Source organism: Gordonia caeni (genome assembly GCF_039537105.1).
GTDB lineage: Bacteria > Actinomycetota > Actinomycetes > Mycobacteriales > Mycobacteriaceae > Gordonia > Gordonia caeni.
This window is the reverse complement of the sequence record NZ_BAAAZW010000006.1, coordinates 127,827-144,772: the sequence shown is the minus strand read 5'-3', so window position 1 is coordinate 144,772 and position 16,946 is coordinate 127,827. Positions and strand designations below refer to the sequence as shown.

Genomic DNA, 16,946 nt, shown 5'->3' with positions numbered 1-16,946 from the left:
GTACCCGGCAGGCGACGTTCTGAAACACCGCCGAGCAGGGCGGCTATTCGTCGAACGGGTGGAGAAGGACCAGATCGAACTCGCGGCGCACCTCTTCGGGCATCTGGGTGCGCGCCGCCACCGAACGAACGAGCCCGGCGCAGATGTCGCGCAACTTCCGGTTCTCCTGTTGGGAGCGCCAGCGCAGGACGTCGAAGGCGCGATCGGCTTCGATGCCGTACATCAGCATCAGCATCCCCTTCGCCTGTTCGATCGTCGCGTTGTTCTCGCGGAACTCCTGGACCTGTTCGGAGACCCGTTCCTGTACCTCGTCGTCGGACGGGGCGTCGACGTCCTCGCAGATCACGCCGAGGTCCAGGTAGAAGCCTTCGGACCCGGCGGCGCGGCCGTCGAGTCCCTGGAAGTTCCTGCTGATCACCACGACCGAGTGGATGCGGCCGCGGGTGTCGACGATGCGGTGCCGGCTGGAGAAGTGGACTCGGGCCGACAGCATCTTCTCCACCAGCTCATCGAATCCGGCCCGGTCGTCGGGATGCTTGTGGCTGCGCAGGAGTTCGGTGGTCGGCTCGATCTCACCGGCGCGATAGCCGTGCATGGCGGCGACCTCGTCCGACCATTCCCAGCGACCGCTGTCGAACCAGTAACGGAAGCTGCCGACGTGCTCGGCAGATCCCCCTGGGGGATCTGCGGCTTCCGCGGTGCGGTCCCCGGCCCCGGGATTCTCGTGCACCGTCTCGGACACCTACCGCCCCCTTCGATCGAAGCGCTGGAGTGACGCTCCGCCCCGGGGCTGCCGCACAGCCTCTGCGGGGTCGAATGCCTCCACGTCGGCTCATCGTACCCGGGCCGCACCGGAATTCAGGGTGTCGCAGACGTGCTTCGGGCAACGGTCGGGCAGAGGTGATTCACCTGGCCCGCACACCACAGCGACGCCGGTGCGGAGCCACCGGGGCTGCCGCGCCGACGCCGTCACCGTCGCCGTCAGTGCTTTCAGGCCGCGGACGTGGCGATCCGCGACGCCAGCAGTTCCTTGCCCATCTCCGCTCCCTTGCGGCTGTCGGCCTGGGCACGCCGGAACAGGTCGGCGACTTCGGCGTCCCCGTCTCGCTCCGCGTCGGCGATGTAGGTCTCCATGCGCAGGGCATTGGCCAGACACTGCTCCACGTACCAGACGAGGTTGTAGGCCTTGTCCCGCGTTCCGGTCACTCGGCCGTGTTCTGCGGTGGTCATCACTGTCACCTCTTTCGTCGAGGGTCCCTGATTCACCCGACTGTCGGGTATCGGGAGGGTTCCCTCACCCGTGCAGACCGAAACCTCAGGCCGCGCGCATCGGAGTCAACTGCTTGCGCAGGTCACCGAGGGATCGGCGCAGCAGGCGGGACACGTGCATCTGCGACATCCCGATCTCCTCGGCGATCTCGCTCTGCGACTTCTGTCCGAAGAACCGGAGCCCGAGAATGCGGCGTTCGCGGTCCGGCAACGTCTCCAGCGCCGGCGCCAGTGCGAGAGTGTCGTCGACGTGCCCGTAACCGGGGTCCGGCGAGCCGAGCCGATCGGCGCGCGTCATTCCCTCGTCGTCGGGGCGGCCCTCGTCCAGCGAGATCGCCGCGCCCGCGGCGCAGTCGTCGATCGCCTTGCGCACCTGCTCGACGGGCACGTCCAGCCGGGCGGCGATTGCGGCGGCGCCCGGAGTGCGGCCCTGCTCCTGACTCAATTCCTCGCGGGCGTCCAGGATCTGGCTGTGCAGCTCGCGGGACCGGCGTGGCACCCGGATCGACGCTGCGCGATCGCGGAAGTGGCGGCGGACCTCGCCCATCACGGTCGGTACCGCGAACGACAGCAGTTCGCTGCCCGCGTGGGGATCGAACCGGTCGATGGCCTGGATCAGTCCCACCCTGGCCACCTGCAGCAGATCGTCGTACGGTTCGCCGCGTCCGCTGAATCGGCGCGCGATGTGCTCGGTGAGCGGCAGGCACAGGACGATGATCTCGCCGCGCAGCCGGTCGTATTCGGGCTCACCGGGCCGGTGCTCGGCCCGGGCACGCAGCAGCTCGGTGGCTTCGGTGTATCGGTCAGTGGTCATCGCTGCAGAACTCCTCTCCCATGGCACGTCGCGCATCGCGGACGGCCCCTTGTCTCAGGGAGAGTGGCCGAGTGAACCGGACCGGAAGTGCCACGGATCAGTCCCGGTGGCGAAATGCTCGCGGGAACTGGGATGGCCGAAGACGAGACGGTGGCGCCGACGGCGCCGGGGAGGGTCTCTTTCGCCGGGAATCCCGGCTGCAGGCTGAACCGGGTGACTCCAAACCTACGGCGGATCGTCGCACAGGACAACCGTTTCGGCCGAACCCGTCACCCAGGCAGCGTCTCACCACCGATGGGAGCGAGGACCTGCCCGGTGTAGTAGGACGACAGACTGTCGGCGGCCAGGAACACATACGAGGGAGCGATCTCGTCGGGTTGGGCCGCGCGGCCGTACGGTGCCTGACCGCCGAAGTCGGCCACCTGCTCAGCCGGCAGCGTCGCCGGGATCAGCGGCGTCCACACGGGTCCGGGGGCGACGCAGTTGACGCGGATGCGTCTGTCCATCAGCGCTTGCGCCAGCGAGTAGGTGAGCACGTGGACGGCGCCCTTCGTGGCGGCGTAGTCGATCAGCTGCTGGTTGCCGCGCAGTCCGTTGATCGAGCCGGTGTTGATCACCGTGCCGCCCGGGGTCAGGTAAGGCAGGGCCGCACTCGTGGTGTGGAAGTAGCTGTCGACGTTCACTGCGAACGTCCGGGCCCATTGGGCCGGTTTCAGGTCGGCGAAGTCGTCGACCGGGCTCTGGAAGGCCACATTGTTGACCAGCAGATCCAGACCGCCGAACTTCGCGACCGTGCGGTCGACGGCCGACCGGCAGCGATCGGGTTCCGCGAGGTCGCCGCGGATCGCCACCGCGTCGCGTCCCTCGGCCCGGATCAGGTCGAGGGTGTGCTGCGCGTCGTCGTCCTCGCCGGTCGACAGATAGGCGATGGCGACGTCGGCGCCCTCTTTCGCGAAGGCCACCGCAACGGCGCGCCCGATCCCGGAGTCGCCGCCGGTGATCAGGGCGCGGCGGCCCGCCAGCAGATCGCGGCCGCGGTAGTCGCGCATCTCGTCTCGCGGACGCTCGGCCATGTCGCCGGTCGCGCCCGGATAGTCGATCGTCTCTTCGGAGTGTGTCGCTTCATCGTTCATGTGTGGGAGTGCCCGGCACGGCGGCCGGCCAAACAACGGGGCGGCCGACCGAACAACGAGGCGGCGGTGCCGGGTGCCCGCAGCGGGACATCAGCTCTTCTTGTGCCACTTGTCGTCGTCGCCCTTGTGGTAGCCGGCCTTCTTCACCGCCGACCACGCCACCCGGTGGGCAGTCTCCTCGCGACCGGAGTCCCCGCGCCGGTCCTTGGGGCTGTCGTACTCGTCGTAGGCGTTGTTGAACGCCTCCTTGTAGATGTCCTGGGCGTGTCCGGGCAATACGTGGCGAACCGAGTCGGGAAGGTCCGTGGTCGAGTCGTATGGCATGGCTTCCTCCTTCAACCGGGCGTTCTGTCGATCCAGTGTTACCCGGAAGCAGGCCGATTCAACCCTCGACGAACAGATCCGCCCCCGGTCTCCGGCGGAATCAGGGCTGCAGCGACTCCACCTGCGCCACATAGCCGACGACCGGGCTCACGGTCAGGCGCACGTGCTCGTCGACGCGCAGACCCCGCCGCAGGCGAGCGCTGCGCACAGTCCACTGGCGCAGTCCCTCCGGCGTGTTCAGCACCACCTCGTGGCGTGACCGCCGCCGATCCGTCCCGATGTCGCGTCGGTCGAAGATCGCGCGCTGCGCCGGCCCCGGCAGCACATCTCCGAGCCGCCGTCGCCGGACGCTCACCACCCGTCCGGTCACCGTCTTGCGTGGCACCAGGTCGATCACCCCCACCACCGCTTTGACCGCACCGAGGAGCCCGGAGATCACCGCGGCGACGACGATGACGATCGCGAGGTTGCGCAGTGCCTTCAGCTCGCCCGCCGTCGTCGTGATCTCGTCCGCGCGCGCCATCGCCACCGCGAACCACGCGACGGCCGCGGAGATCGCCACCTGCAGCAGCCCGCGCACCAGCAGGCCCAGCGGCGCCCGCCCCGACCACGGACGCAGCGAGACCCCGGCGTGCCGCGACCAGTGGTTCACCGTGCCCGCATGAACCGCCGTACCCCTCGGCGTCGCGCCCCCGGGGGTCGTGTTCGATGACATCACGTGTCGCCCACCTTCCTTGTGCCGACGACGTTAAGTGCGGCGATGTCGGTTTTCTTACAGTCGTCCTCCTTGCAGTCGTCTTGACGCGGCGCGGGCCCTAAGGAAACTGACAGAGGCCTTCGTACGGTGAGCAGGCGACCACACCGGCCGCCGACTTGCGCCAAGGAGCCCACCGCATGACCGCATTCCTCGACTCCCGCCTGCTGCGCCGCACCGTGCTCGCCGCGGCAGCCGTCACCTTCGCCGTGGGCGCGACCGCCTGTTCCTCGGACGACGCCGGATCCGGTGGCACGGACGGATCGCCAGCCGCGGCCGAAGCCGGCTCGGCCGACCCCACCGGTTATGCCTTCGACAGCAGCCGGAAGAATCTGGCGACCGCCGTGGAGAAGGCCTTCGCCTCGAAGGACGGGAAGGCCCACTGGGACGGCGACACCCTGGTGCTCACCGTTGACGGAGATTCCTCGCTGCCTACCGCGGGCATCACCGAATGCCGGGTGCTCGAGCATCTCGTGGTCGACGGCGACCGCACCGCGGTGGTCTATCCCGACCGCCGGTTCGACTGCGAAACCGAGCTCGCCGACCACTGACCTCGCTGTGGGCTCAGCCGTCGGCGAGCCCCGCGTGCAGGAGCCTGGCGTGATCGCGGAGGGTGACCGCCCAGTCGGCGTACGGCTCGTCGGAGAAGGCGTCGCCGGTGTACAGCTCGCGCGCGGCGCGCCGGACCGCCGGGTCACGACCGGCCGCCAGCCGCAGGAACCGTTCGACGTCGATGTCGAGGTGGTCGAGATCGAGCCGGAGCGCGTCGCCCTCGGTCACCAGGTGGTGCTGCGTGGGCAGCAGCCGATCGGGGTCGAGGGCCCGCCGGATCACGTTCACCGCCACCGAGAACCGGTTGCCGAGCACCCGCGGCGCCTCCCCCGGCCACAGCGTGTCCATGAAGACCTCCCGCGAGGTGGCCACTCCCCGGGCGGCGACCAGCATCTTGAGCAACTCGCGCGCCTTGCGTGAACTCCATTCGGCGCGCACCCCGGTCAGTGCGATCACCTCGAAACCGCCGAGCACCCGGATGCGCGGCCGGGACATCGCCCGGCGGGCCAGCCCGGCGAAGCCGCGCGCCGCGCAGGTCGCCCGGGCTTCGGCCAGGAGCTCGTAGGCCCGGACGTCGACCAGGTCGTGGCGGATGGCGAACTCGGCGACGTCGATCTGCGCCTCCGTCTGCCACGCGAGCGCCCCCAGGCGGCCGCTGATCTCCACCGCCGACTCCAGATGGGTGCGCGCCGCATCGAGCATGCCCAGACGCTCCTCGAGGAGCCCGAGCGTCCGGGCGGCGGTGCCCCAGAAGGCCACGCCCACCCCCACCGGAACCACGTGCGCGGCATAAGGTTCCAGAATCTGTTGCAGCCGTGCGGCGTTCGCCGTCGAGCCGTGCACGACGGCGATCTCGGCGAGCACCGTCACCGTCGACAGCCAGAACCGGTCCCGCGGCAGCGCCTCGAGCGGCGGCAAGGACCGCAACAGCGACTCGGCGGCCGCCGACCGGCCCTGTCCCAGCCAGAGCCAGGCGAGGGAGGCGGGCCACAGCAGTTGCTCGGGATAGGCGCGCCGGGCCGCCAGAAACCGGTCTTCGGCACCGTCGATCCGGCCCTGCATCCACCGGATCATGCCGAGATGCGCCGTATACAGGGCCAGCGCACCGTCGTCCCCGGCCTGCTGGGACCGCGCGTAGATCCGATCCGCCTGCCGCTCGGCGGCAGCCGCATCACCGTCGAGGATGGACCGCAGGCAGCCGAACCACGCCGCCGGATCCGGTCCGCGGTCGCTCTGGTGTGCGGCACTGCGGCCGAGCAGTTCGCGGTCCAGGGACCGGATCTCGCCGAGTTCCAGCAGTCCCCCCAACAGCAGCACCTGCGCCGGCGCCGTGAGCTCGTCCACCCCGCACTGCTCGGCGACCGTCAGGATCTCCCGCGCCGCACCCACCCGGGCGGCCGCGTACTCGGGCATCGGCCGGGACCGGCTCCAGGCGAGCAGGGAGTGCGCCCGTGTCAGCGGGTCCTGCGTCGTCGCGCGCGACATGATCGCTTCCTCGGGCACCATAGTGGCCTCACCATATCCGCAAACCGGACATTCGAGGCCGCGTCTGGGACTGGTTGCCGCACCTGGCGTCGCGACCTCGGATACGCGCACTCGGCAGTGTGTGGATATCCGAGGTCAGTGCGCTCGCGCCAATGAGCACGTGTCCGACACAAACACCACCGGCCAGGACCGAAATGGTCCTGACCAGTGATTTCTCTGTGCCCCCCGCAGGATTCGAACCTGCGACCTTCTGCTCCGGAGGCAGACGCTCTATCCCCTGAGCTAGGGGGGCTCATTGGGCGAGAGCAACATTAGCGCACGCGCGGCTCCTCCCCCAACACCGGGGCGGCGGCGCGCCATGCGCCCTGGTCCGGCCCACCCGCACGGCGACGGTCACACGGCGACGACGGTCGCATCGGGGACCGCGGCGTACCGGTCGGGGCTGCAGGTGAGGACGATGATCTGCGCGTCGTCGGCGGCGCTGCCGAGCACCTGCGCCATAGAGGCCAGGCGGTCCGGGTCGGAGTAGCCGAGCGCATCGTCGAGGATCACCGGGACGCCGTCGTTCTCGTCGACGATCATGGCGCACGCCAGCCGGGCGATGAGCCCCAGCTGCTCGCGCGCTCCCCCGGACAGCGCCTCGACGTCAACCGTGACGCCGTCGAGGGTGCGGCGGGCGATCGCGAAGTCGTCGTCCACCTCGAAACGGACGGTCTCGCCGAACACCGGGGCGGCGAGTTCCTCCAGGCGCCGGGTGAACGGCGCGACGTAACGCGAGCGGCTCTCGGTGCGCTTGCGCACCAGCGTCTCGTAAAGCAGGCGGGCACCGGCCGCGCGCTCGGCGACCCGGGCGTGCTCGGCCTCGGTCACGGCGGCGGTCGTCTGCGCGTCGGCGAGATCGTCGAGGCGGTTCTCGGTGCGGCACTGCTCCAGCAGGGTGCGCAGCTGCGTACGTTGATCCCGCAGGCCGGTGAGCCGGTGCCGCACGCGTTCCAGCTTCTGTTCGGCTTCGGCGCAGGCGGCGCGCAGTCCCGCCGAATCGGCTTTCGCCGCGGCGGCCTCCCGCTCGGCGAGGACGGCCCGCGTGCGGTCGTGGGCGTCGCGGGCCGCGGTCAGATCGGCGGCCAGGCGCTCGTCGCTGAGCTGCGCCCGCTGTTCCAGCAGGGCGGCGCGCTCGGCCTTCGCGGTGGCGCGGGCGCGCTCGGCGGCCTCGGCCTGCGCCTCGGCCCGGGCGCGCTGCGTGGTCGCCACCGTGCGCTGCTGGGTGGCCTTGCGTTCGGCGCGAGTGATCAGATCGGTCAGTTCGGCTTCCCGCGGCCGCAGTTCGGCGACCGGGCGCGGCGCCGGATCGTCGCTGGCCGCGGGCAGCCCGGCGACGAGCGCTGCGCGTTCGGTCTGCAGCTCCTCCACCGTCGCACCGGCGAGCGCCCGCTGCCGGGCGGCATCGGCGGCCTGAAGCGCCCGTTCGGCGGCCGCGCGCGCTGCAGCCCGGCCGGCGACCCCGCCCAGATGGTCGGTCTCGCAGCGGGCGAGCAACGCGCTCGCTTGCGCCTGCAGGTCGGAGAGCCGGTCGGCCAAAGCCACGGTGTCGGCGGCACCCCGCACCACCACGCGCACGCCCGACGACTGCACCACCGTCTCGCCCACGGCGGCGAAGGACTCCGAGTCGTCGATCTCGGCGCCGTCGATCGTCACCGCACCGTCGCCCAGCCGCGTGACCTCCACCGCGGCGGCACCGGCGTCCACGCGTGCCTGCGCGGCGGCGATCTCTCGATCGAGGGTGGCCGCGGCCGCCACCTCCCGGTCGGTCACCGGGTTCGCGGCGATCGCCGCCACCGCCTCGGTTCGCGCGTCGGTCAGGGCCGCCGCCTCGGACACGGCGGCGTCGATCCACGCGATGCGGGCCCGGTCGGCCCGGGCCTTCTCGGCGGCCGTCGACGCGGCCAGCTCGCTGCGCACCCGGCCTAGTTCGCTGCGCGACCGTGCCAGCGCCTCCTCCAGCTCCCGGGCCGAGGTGTCGGCGGCCTCGGCCGCCTCCCGCAGTTCGCGGACGGCGGTGCCGTCGGCCTCGACCCGGCGGTCCAGGTCGGCGAGGCGGTCGTGTGTCTGCGCCCGCTCGGCGCCGGCGCGCTCGGCGATCTGCACGGCCAGCGCCCGCTGCTCGGCCTCCGCGCGTGCCTGCCGCACGGTGGCGTCGACGGTCTCGGCCTCGGCGGCGCGCCGGGCCAGGTCGGCGGCCTCTTCGACGGCGTGCGCCTCCGCCCGGACGGTCTCGGCGTACTCGGTCTCCACGGCGGGCAGCTCCGCGGCGGCCTGTTCGGCGCTCCGGAGCAGAGCGGTGCGCTCGTCGACCACCGCGCGGGCGGCCTTGGCGGCGCTGATCGCCTCGGCCAGTTCCTTCGCCGGGCGTCCGGCGGCGGGAGTGTAGTAACGCCGGTATTCCGCGGCCGCCGCCTCGATCAGCGCCGTGGCGTCGGCGTCGCCGTCGCCGGTGTCGGTCTCAGCCGGTGCGGCGACCCGGTCCAGGGCGCGGGCCAGCGCCGAGGAGTCGGCGAGCCGGTCCAGATCCGGGGCCTGCGACTGCAGCAGGCGCAGCGCCAGATACAGCGCGTTGTCGAGCGACTGGTCCAGGATCTGCTGCACCCGCTCGTGCGCCTCACGGCCGGTCAGCTGCTCGCGACGCGGCTCGAGAATGGTCAGAGTGGTCTCGGGCCGGGAGTTGAAACGCTTGAAGTACTCGAATCGCCATGGCCCGCAACTGATCTCGGCGCGCACCTCGGATCCGACGTCCCGCCCGGCCGGCTGCACCGCCTTGACGGCGGCACTCCTGCTGCTCGCCTGCGTCCGCAGCAGCAGGTCCAGCGCCTCGATCATCGACGATTTGCCTGCCTCGTTGGCACCCTCCACGACGGTGATTCCCGAATCGGCGAACTCGATCTCGCGCTCGCGGATGCCGCGGAAGTCTTTGAGCGCCAGCCGATGAAGTCTCATCCGTGCGCCCCGGTCAGCCGGAACAGCAGGGACAGCGCACTGCGCGCGGCCGCGGCCTCGGCGTCGTCGGTGGACGCGGTGAGTTCGGCGAGCTCCCCGGCCGCCTCCGCGGCATACCCCTGCAGCCCCAACCCGGCCACGTCCGACGGATCGGCGACGACGGTCAGGTCGTGGTGACGTTCCCAGATCTGCAGGGCCGCAAGTCGTTCGGAGAACTCGTCGAGCAGTTCGGACAGGACTGCCTCGTCGCCCAGCCCCACGGTGCCGACCAGGGCCAGCTTGACCACGGTGCGAGATCTGTCCGGCAGCGCCGTCAGCCGCTCCCGCAGAACGTCGAGGTCGGCGGCGCCGTTGACGTCCTGCCGGATGGTCGTGAACGTCCACTGCCCCACGCGATGCGGGGTCACCTCGACCGCGGACGACGCACCGCGCCGCAGGGTCACCTCCAGGACCTGACCCGAATCGGCTTCGACGTGATCGAAGTCGGTCACTTCGGGAGCTCCCGAGTACCAGATGCGCTGCGAGTCGCCGATCGGGGTGACCGAGTGGCGGTCGCCGAGGGCGACGTAGTCGACCAGCGCGGTGTCGACGGCGGTCTGCAGATCCGCCGAGGCGACGATCGCCGGATCGGTTCCCGGGCTGAAGGTGTCGACGCCGCCGTGCCCGACCACGATGCGCAGGTCGTCCCCCGGGGCCAGCCGGCCGAGCTGTTCGGTGATCAGGTCGTGCTCGGGCCGCTTGCTGGTCCAGGGGGCGGCCACCAGGGTGACGCCGTCGCGGACCCGCACCACGCCGGCCCGGTCGAGCACGTGCACATTGTCCGGGCGGGCCCGGACGAAGGTGTCGCCGCGGTAGACGCTGGTCGCGTCGAGCGGGTCGTGGTTGCCCGGCAGCAGATAGACGGGGACACCGTAGTCGCCGAGGGCGTCCAGTGTGCGGCGGATGATCCTCGAGGAGACGCGGGCATCGTCGAAGACGTCGCCGCACACCACCACGAACTCGGCGCCGGTGGACCTGGCCAGCCGGCCGACGGCGACCACCGCGTCGGCGCGCGCGGCGTCGTAGGTGTGCTGGGCGTCGCCGGCCAGGAAGTGGCGCGTCATGCCGAGCTGCCAGTCGGCGGTGTGCAGGAAGGTCACCTCGCGGTCGGCGCCGGGATCGGCGCGCCCGGCATCGGCGGGTTCCGGTTCGGGCAACTCGAACAGTGCTGCGGTCATCACTCCCCCTCCGGCGAAACGTCGCGACCTGTCTGGTCCGTCGTCTCGATGGTAGGAGGGCCCACCGACAAAGCCGCTCAGGCCGCGCCGCTCAGGCCGCCGTGTCGGGCGCGGGCGGTCGGACGACGACGGGGGTCTGGTGGTCGGGACGGACCAGGAACAGGGTGGCCGCCGCACCGATCAGCAGGACCGCCGCACCGAGGTACAGCGACTGGCCCATGGCCGAGGCGAAGCCCTCGCGCACCGCCTCGGGAAGTTGCTGCACCCGGGAGCCCTCGGACCGCTCCAGCGTCATCCCGGGCAGTTCGGCGGCCAGCCGCGTCATCATCAGCGCGCCGATGCCTGCGGTGCCGATCACCGAACCGATCACCCGCGTGGTGTTGTAGACGCCCGAGCCGGCGCCGGCGACGAACCACGGCAGTCGACGGGTGGCGGTGGCCGCCAGCGGAGCCCAGATGCAGGCGCTGGACAGGCCCATCACGATCGTCGGCAGCAGCAACTGCCACACCGGGGTGGCCGGCGCGAACAGGAGCCCCAGGGCGGCGGTGGCCACCGCGTAGCCGAACAGTCCCGTCGACACCACGTTGCGCGGGTGCACCCGGTCCAGGATCCGGCCGACGATGGGCGCGCACGTTCCGGTCAGCACCGCCATCGGCACCATCATCAGCGCCGAGCGGGTCGGCGACATGCCACCGACGAACTGCAGGAAGAACATCAGCGGAATCATGGTCCCGGCGACCGCGAACCCCATCGACGCGATACCGGCGTTGGAGAGGGTGAAGTTCCGGTCGCGGAACAGCGAGAGCGGCACCAGCGGCTCGGTGCGCGTGCGCGCCTGCCACAGCACGAAGACGCCCATCACCGCGACGCCGGCGGCGATCAACCACCAGATCCACGCGGCCCACCGGTAGGTCTGTCCCTCCTGGATCCCGAAGACCAGCGCGGTGAGGCCGACCGCGGACAGTGCGACACCCACCCAGTCGAAGCGGTGGTCGTGCCGCTCCACCCGCGGCACCAGCAACGCGGCCAGCACCAGGCCGACCGCCCCGACCGGCACGTTGATGAAGAAGATCCACTCCCAGCCGAGGGCGTCGGTCAGGATGCCGCCCAGCAGCGGCCCGATCAGCGTCGCGACCCCGGCGACGGTGCCCCACACGCCCATCGCGGCCCCGCGCCGCTCCGGCGGGAACATCCGCGTCACCAGCGCCATGGTCTGCGGCGTGATCAGCGCCGCACCGATGCCCTGCACCGCGCGCGCGGCGATCAGTTCGCCGATGGACCCGGACAGACCGCACCACACGCTGGCGGCGGTGAACACCACCAGGCCGATCTGATAGATCGTCTTGGGCCCGAACTTGTCGCCGAGGCGCCCGGAGATCAGCAGCGGCACCGCGTACGTGAGCAGATAGGCGCTCGACACCCAGACGATCCCGTTCACGTCGGCGCCGAGCGCGTCCATGATCTCCGGCTGCGCCACGGCCACGATCGACATGTCGACCAGGATCATGAAGAAGCCCACGCACAGCGCCAGCAGCCCCGCCCAGGGCCGATCGGTCACCGGTGTGAATCGCGGTGGAGCAGGAACGGTCATAACGGTCACCCTCGTCTCGGCGGGTCCGCGGACGGCGGCCGGCGACCGCGCATCTCGGCGAAGCGAGCAGACACTAGCACCGCCCGACGGGCGCACTCACCCGCCGGACCGGCATAGCCTGGAAGGCGGCGCCGGGCCGCACGTGGCCCACGACACGCCGCCGCCCGGGAATCAGCCGCCCGGCCCGAGCGTTGGAACGACGTTGTCCGACAGAACGGAGCACGCCATGATCCGCAGCAAGAAGGACGCCGCCGAGGCCTCCCCGGACCCGCACGCCCAGCTCGACGTCCGCCGCGACACGGCCCTGCCCGCCGCCGGGACCGACGAGAAGCACTCGCGCTCCGCCGCCGTGGTGGCCCGCATCGTGGAGAAGGCGCACCGACTACAAGAGCCCGCGGTCGCCCGGTACGTGGCCAAGCTGCGCGCCGCCCACCCCGACGACAGCCCCGAGCAGATCATCCGCCGCCTGGAGCGGCGCTACCTCAACGCGGTCACCGTCTCCGGCGGAGCGGTCGGCGCCACCGCCTCGATCCCGGGCGTCGGCACCATCGCGGCCCTGTCGGCGCTGTCCGCCGACACCGCGGTCTTCATCGAGGCCTCGGCCCTGCTGGCGCTGGCCACCGCGGAGGTCTACGGCATCTCCCCGCACGAGACCGAGCGCCGCCGGGCCCTGGTGCTGTCGGTGGCGCTGGGCGAAGAGGGCATCGCGGCCCTGGGCAAGGTGGCCGGCACCCGCGGCACCGATGCCCTCACCCGCCTGGCCGGACCCGCGCTGTCCACCAGGCGCCTGGCGAGCATGAACAAGATGCTCACCAACCGTCTGGTCAAGAAGTTCGCGGTCCGGCGCGCCCCGATCCTGGCCGGCAAGCTGATCCCGGGCGGGATCGGCGCCGCCGTCGGCGGCGCCGGCAACCGCGCCCTGGGCACCCTGGTGCTGCGCAACGCACACGAGGCCTTCGGTCCGCCGCCCCGATTCTGGGACGTCGACGGCGTCGCGGTGCGCACGCACGACAGCGAGCTTCATTGACGGGCTGGCTGTCCCGCCTCGGCGCGCGGTGCTGGCAGTACCGCCGTCTCACCCTGATCACCGCGGCGGTGACCCTCGGCGCGGTGGGCGCGGACCTGGTGACCCCGCTGTTCGCCCGCGCCGCCATCGACCACGCGACGGGCGCGGCGGTCGGCGGCTACGGCCTGCCGGTGCTGGTGGCCGCCCTACTGATCGCCGCGGTGATCCGGTACGGCTGTCAGTTCGGGCGGCGGCTGACCGCCGGGAAGCTGTCGATCGTGGTGCAGGACGGCCTGCGCCGCGCCATGCTCGACACCCTGCTGCACGTCGACGGCCGCTCGCAGGACTCCATCCGCACCGGTCAGGTGGTCTCGCGGTCGATCTCGGACCTGCAGGTGGTGCAGAGTCTGCTGGCCATGGCGCCGATGGCCCTCGGCGGCGGTGTGCAGGTGCTGCTCGCGCTCGGCATCATGGCGTGGCTCTCCCCGCTGCTGACCGTGGTCACCCTCGCGATCATCCCCGCGGTCGCGCTGGTCGCCTACCGGGGACGGCGACGGCTGTTCGCCGCCACCTGGGCCTCCCAGCAGGCCGCGGCCGAACTCGCCGGACACGTCGAGGAGACCGTCACCGGGGTGCGGGTGGTCAAGGGTTTCGGGCAGGAGCGACGCGCCACCGACGAACTCGCCGAACTCGGCGGCACCCTGTACCGCCTGCGGCTGCGCGCGGCCCGGCTGGCCTCGCGCTTCACCCCGACCATGGCGGCGATCCCGCAGCTGGGCATGGTGCTGGTGATCGTGGTCGGCGGCTGGCTCACCTACCAGGGCTCGATCACCGCCGGTACGTTCCTGGCCTTCTCCACCTACCTGGCCACCATGACCGGCCTGGCCCGCACACTGACGAACCTGGTGATCAGCTCCCAGCTCGCCGGGGCGTCGGCGACCCGCGTCTTCGACGTCATCGACCATCCGCGCGACCCCGTGCTGACCAACACCGGCGCGCTGCCGGCGGGCCCGCTGGGGATCGATCTGCGCGGGGTGGAACTGGCGCACGACGGGCGACCGCTGCTGCGCGGGGTCGACCTGACCGTGCGGCCCGGCGAATGCGTCGCCGTGGTGGGCGGTCCGGGCTCGGGCAAGTCGACACTGGCCGCGCTGCTGGAGGGCACCTACCGGCCCGACGGCGGCATCGTTGCCCTGGCCGACGGCGCCGGGCGACAGTACCCGGTGGACACCCTGGCCCCCGACGTCCTGCACGGCGCCCTGACCGTCGCCTTCGACGAGCCGTTCCTGTACTCCGACACCGTCGCGGCCAACGTCGCCCTCGGCCCGCAGCCGCCACCGGGCCCGTCGTCGCCGGCGCTGCGCACGGCCACCGATGAGGCCGCCGCCACCGGCTTCGTCGACGAGCTGCCGCAGGGCTTCGCCACCGAGGTCGGCGAACGCGGCCTGACCCTGTCCGGCGGCCAGCGCCAGCGGCTGGCCCTGGCCCGGGCCTTCTACGCGCAGCCGCGGGTGCTGGTGCTCGACGACGCCACCTCGGCCGTCGACGCCGTCACCGAGCAGCAGATCCTGGGCCATCTGCGCGAGCGCGGCACCACGCTGCTGGTTCTGGCCCACCGCCGGTCCACCCTGGCGATCGCCGACCGCGTCGCCGTGCTCGACGGCGGCCGCATCCTCGACACCGGCACGGTGGCCGAACTCGACGCGCGCTGCCCCCGCTTCGCCGAGCTGATGTCCTCGCACGACACCGACGCGCAGGAGACCGCCGCGGCCGCCGGGGTGCGGCGGCAGCAGGCCATCGGCGTCGACGACCTCTGGCGCGACGACGCCCCGCTGGCCGCCGAACCGGCCCGCGCCGCGGCGGCCCCGGCGGTCCGTCCGGGTCCCGGGGGCGGCGCCCGAGGCGCCGGTGGCGGCAACCTGTCCAGTGCGCTCGGCGCGATGCCGGCCGGCCCGGAGATCGAGGCGGCCGTGGCCGCGCTCCCGCCGGCCGACGAGGACCCGAAGGTGGATGTGGCGCAGGTGCGCCGCGAACGCGCCACCTTCTCCCTCCGCCAGATCCTGCATCCGGTCCGGGGGCTGCTGGCACTGGTGCTGATCGCCGTGGCCGCCGATACCCTGATCGGCCTGGCCTTCCCGTCCCTGGCCCGGCAGGTCCTCGACGCCGGCACCAACCACCGCGCCGACATCCTGTGGACGGTCGCCGCGGTCGGCGTCGGCCTGGTGCTGGCCGGCTGGGTGGTCGGCGCGATCAACACCCTGATCTCCGCGCGCGCCGGCGAGCGAGTGCTCTACGGCCTTCGCGTCCGCAGCTACGCGCACCTGCAGCGGCTGGGCCTGGACTACTACGAGCGGGAGCTGTCGGGACGGATCATGACGCGGATGACCACCGACGTGGACGCCCTGTCCGGGTTCATCCAGAACGGTCTCACCTCGGCGGCGGTGGCGGTGCTGACCGTCTTCGGCGTCTTCGGCGCCCTGCTGGTGACCGACTGGCAGCTGGGGCTGACGGTGCTGCCGGTCTTCCCGATCCTGGCGGTGGCCACCGTGTGGTTCCGGCGCATCGCCGGCCGCTCGTACACGCGCACCCGCGAACTGGTCTCGGCCGTGAACGCCGACTTCCAGGAGAACATCGCCGGGCTGGCCACCACCCGCGCCTACCGGCACACCGCGGTGGCCCGGGCCCGGTTCGGCCGGCTCTGCGACGCCTGGGTGCACGCCCGGATGACCTCGCAGCGCGCGGTTGCCGCCTACTTCCCGTTCATCATCTTCTGCGCCGATGTGGCCGCGGCGGCGGCGATCGGCTTCGGCGCGCACGAGATCGCCGCCGGACGGCTCTCGGCCGGCACCCTGGTGGCCTTCCTGCTGTACCTGGCCATGCTCTTCGGTCCGGTCCAGCAGCTCACCACCGTCTTCGACGCCTACCAGCAGGCCGCGGTCGGTCTGCGCCGGATCGGCGACCTGCTGCGGACGCCGAGCTCCCTGGTGGAGGCCGGGCAGGCACGGGTGCCCGTGCCGGCCGGTCCCGCCGAGGTGGTGCTCGACGAGGTGGGCTTCCGCTACGCCGGCGCCGAGGCCGACGCGCTCGGCCGCATCGAACTGGTGCTGCCGCCGGGCTCGTCGCTGGCCCTGGTCGGTCCGACGGGCGCCGGCAAGTCCACGATCGTCAAACTGCTGGCGCGCTTCTACGATCCCGTCCGCGGCAGCGTCCGCTACAACGACGCCGACCTGCGCCACCTGGACCTGCACGACTACCGGGGCCATCTGGGGGTGGTGCCGCAGGAGGCGCATCTGTTCGCCGGCACCGTCGCCGAGAACATCGCCTACGGTCGCCCCGGCGCCTCCCTCGCCGACATCGCCGCCGCCGCGCAACGGGTGGGGGCCGCGGCGATGATCGCCGGGCTGCCCGGCGGCATGAACTTCGCCATCTCCGAGCGGGGCCGCAGTCTCTCCTCCGGGCAGCGCCAGCTGATCGCCCTGGCCCGCGCCGAGCTGGTGGAACCCGAACTGATCCTGCTCGACGAGGCCACCGCCACCCTCGATCAGGCCACCGAGGCCCAGGTGCTGGCCGCCGGGTCCGCGCTGCAGCGGCGCCGCACCAGCGTCATCGTCGCCCACCGGCTGGCGACGGCCGCCCGCGCCGACCGCATCGCCGTGGTGGTGGACGGGGCGATCGTCGAGTTCGGCTCGCACGCCGAGTTGCTCGCCGCCGGCGGCACCTATGCGCGGCTCTGGTCGGCGGGCGTGGAGCCCGACGACGTGGAAGCCGCAGCCGCCACCGGGACGTGATTTCAGCCACTTACCCGCGAGT

At 72.0% G+C, this 16,946-nt stretch carries 13 protein-coding genes and 1 tRNA gene; 3 read left to right on the top strand and 11 right to left on the bottom strand.

What is annotated here, in order from left to right:
• Positions 1–43: 43 nt before the first annotated feature.
• From ABD732_RS11485 to ABD732_RS11460, 6 genes are all read right to left on the bottom strand, one after another.
• Positions 44–742, bottom strand: coding sequence for a PAS and ANTAR domain-containing protein (locus ABD732_RS11485; protein ID WP_344783767.1), 699 nt, complete (start codon positions 740–742; stop codon positions 44–46).
• A gap of 248 nt (positions 743–990) precedes the next feature.
• Positions 991–1,230, bottom strand: a complete 240-nt coding sequence (locus ABD732_RS11480) for a hypothetical protein (RefSeq protein WP_344783765.1) — start codon at positions 1,228–1,230, stop codon at positions 991–993.
• 85 nt (positions 1,231–1,315) lie between these two features.
• The gene (locus ABD732_RS11475; RefSeq protein ID WP_344783763.1) at positions 1,316–2,083 is read right to left on the bottom strand and encodes a SigB/SigF/SigG family RNA polymerase sigma factor; all 768 of its coding nucleotides are present in this window, start codon (positions 2,081–2,083) and stop codon (positions 1,316–1,318) included.
• 269 nt (positions 2,084–2,352) lie between these two features.
• Positions 2,353–3,216, bottom strand: coding sequence for an SDR family oxidoreductase (locus ABD732_RS11470; protein ID WP_344783761.1), 864 nt, complete (start codon positions 3,214–3,216; stop codon positions 2,353–2,355).
• Positions 3,217–3,306: 90 nt separating this feature from the next.
• Entirely contained in the window at positions 3,307–3,540 is a 234-nt protein-coding gene (gene chaB / locus ABD732_RS11465; RefSeq protein ID WP_344783759.1) for a putative cation transport regulator ChaB, read from the bottom strand.
• Positions 3,541–3,640: 100 nt separating this feature from the next.
• Positions 3,641–4,192, bottom strand: coding sequence for a hypothetical protein (locus ABD732_RS11460; RefSeq protein WP_344783757.1), 552 nt, complete (start codon positions 4,190–4,192; stop codon positions 3,641–3,643).
• Between the two features lie 242 nt (positions 4,193–4,434).
• On the opposite strand from ABD732_RS11460, the gene ABD732_RS11455 reads away from it, so the two are divergent.
• Positions 4,435–4,845 (top strand): hypothetical protein, encoded by a 411-nt coding sequence (locus ABD732_RS11455; RefSeq protein WP_344783755.1) that lies wholly within the window; start codon positions 4,435–4,437, stop codon positions 4,843–4,845.
• A gap of 13 nt (positions 4,846–4,858) precedes the next feature.
• On the opposite strand, the gene ABD732_RS11450 is transcribed toward ABD732_RS11455, so the two are convergent.
• The 5 genes from ABD732_RS11450 to ABD732_RS11430 form a co-directional block, all read right to left on the bottom strand.
• Positions 4,859–6,331: an AfsR/SARP family transcriptional regulator gene (locus ABD732_RS11450; RefSeq protein WP_344783753.1), complete on the bottom strand. Its 1,473-nt coding sequence runs from the start codon at positions 6,329–6,331 to the stop codon at positions 4,859–4,861.
• A 219-nt stretch (positions 6,332–6,550) separates the two neighbouring features.
• A tRNA-Arg gene (locus ABD732_RS11445) sits at positions 6,551–6,623 on the bottom strand.
• Between the two features lie 101 nt (positions 6,624–6,724).
• A complete protein-coding gene (locus tag ABD732_RS11440; RefSeq protein WP_344783751.1) occupies positions 6,725–9,322 on the bottom strand; it encodes an AAA family ATPase in 2,598 nt (865 codons plus the stop codon).
• Positions 9,319–10,461, bottom strand: coding sequence for a metallophosphoesterase family protein (locus ABD732_RS11435; protein WP_344784105.1), 1,143 nt, complete (start codon positions 10,459–10,461; stop codon positions 9,319–9,321). Before ABD732_RS11435 ends, ABD732_RS11440 begins: the two co-directional genes overlap by 4 nt.
• A gap of 169 nt (positions 10,462–10,630) precedes the next feature.
• Entirely contained in the window at positions 10,631–12,130 is a 1,500-nt protein-coding gene (locus tag ABD732_RS11430; RefSeq protein ID WP_344783749.1) for a DHA2 family efflux MFS transporter permease subunit, read from the bottom strand.
• 226 nt (positions 12,131–12,356) lie between these two features.
• On the opposite strand from ABD732_RS11430, the gene ABD732_RS11425 reads away from it, so the two are divergent.
• Together ABD732_RS11425 and ABD732_RS11420 are read left to right on the top strand one after the other, a co-directional pair.
• Complete coding sequence (locus ABD732_RS11425) at positions 12,357–13,157, top strand: hypothetical protein (RefSeq protein ID WP_344783747.1); 801 nt, start codon at positions 12,357–12,359, stop codon at positions 13,155–13,157.
• Positions 13,154–16,924 (top strand): ABC transporter ATP-binding protein, encoded by a 3,771-nt coding sequence (locus ABD732_RS11420; protein ID WP_344783745.1) that lies wholly within the window; start codon positions 13,154–13,156, stop codon positions 16,922–16,924. Before ABD732_RS11425 ends, ABD732_RS11420 begins: the two co-directional genes overlap by 4 nt.
• Positions 16,925–16,946 lie beyond the last annotated feature (22 nt).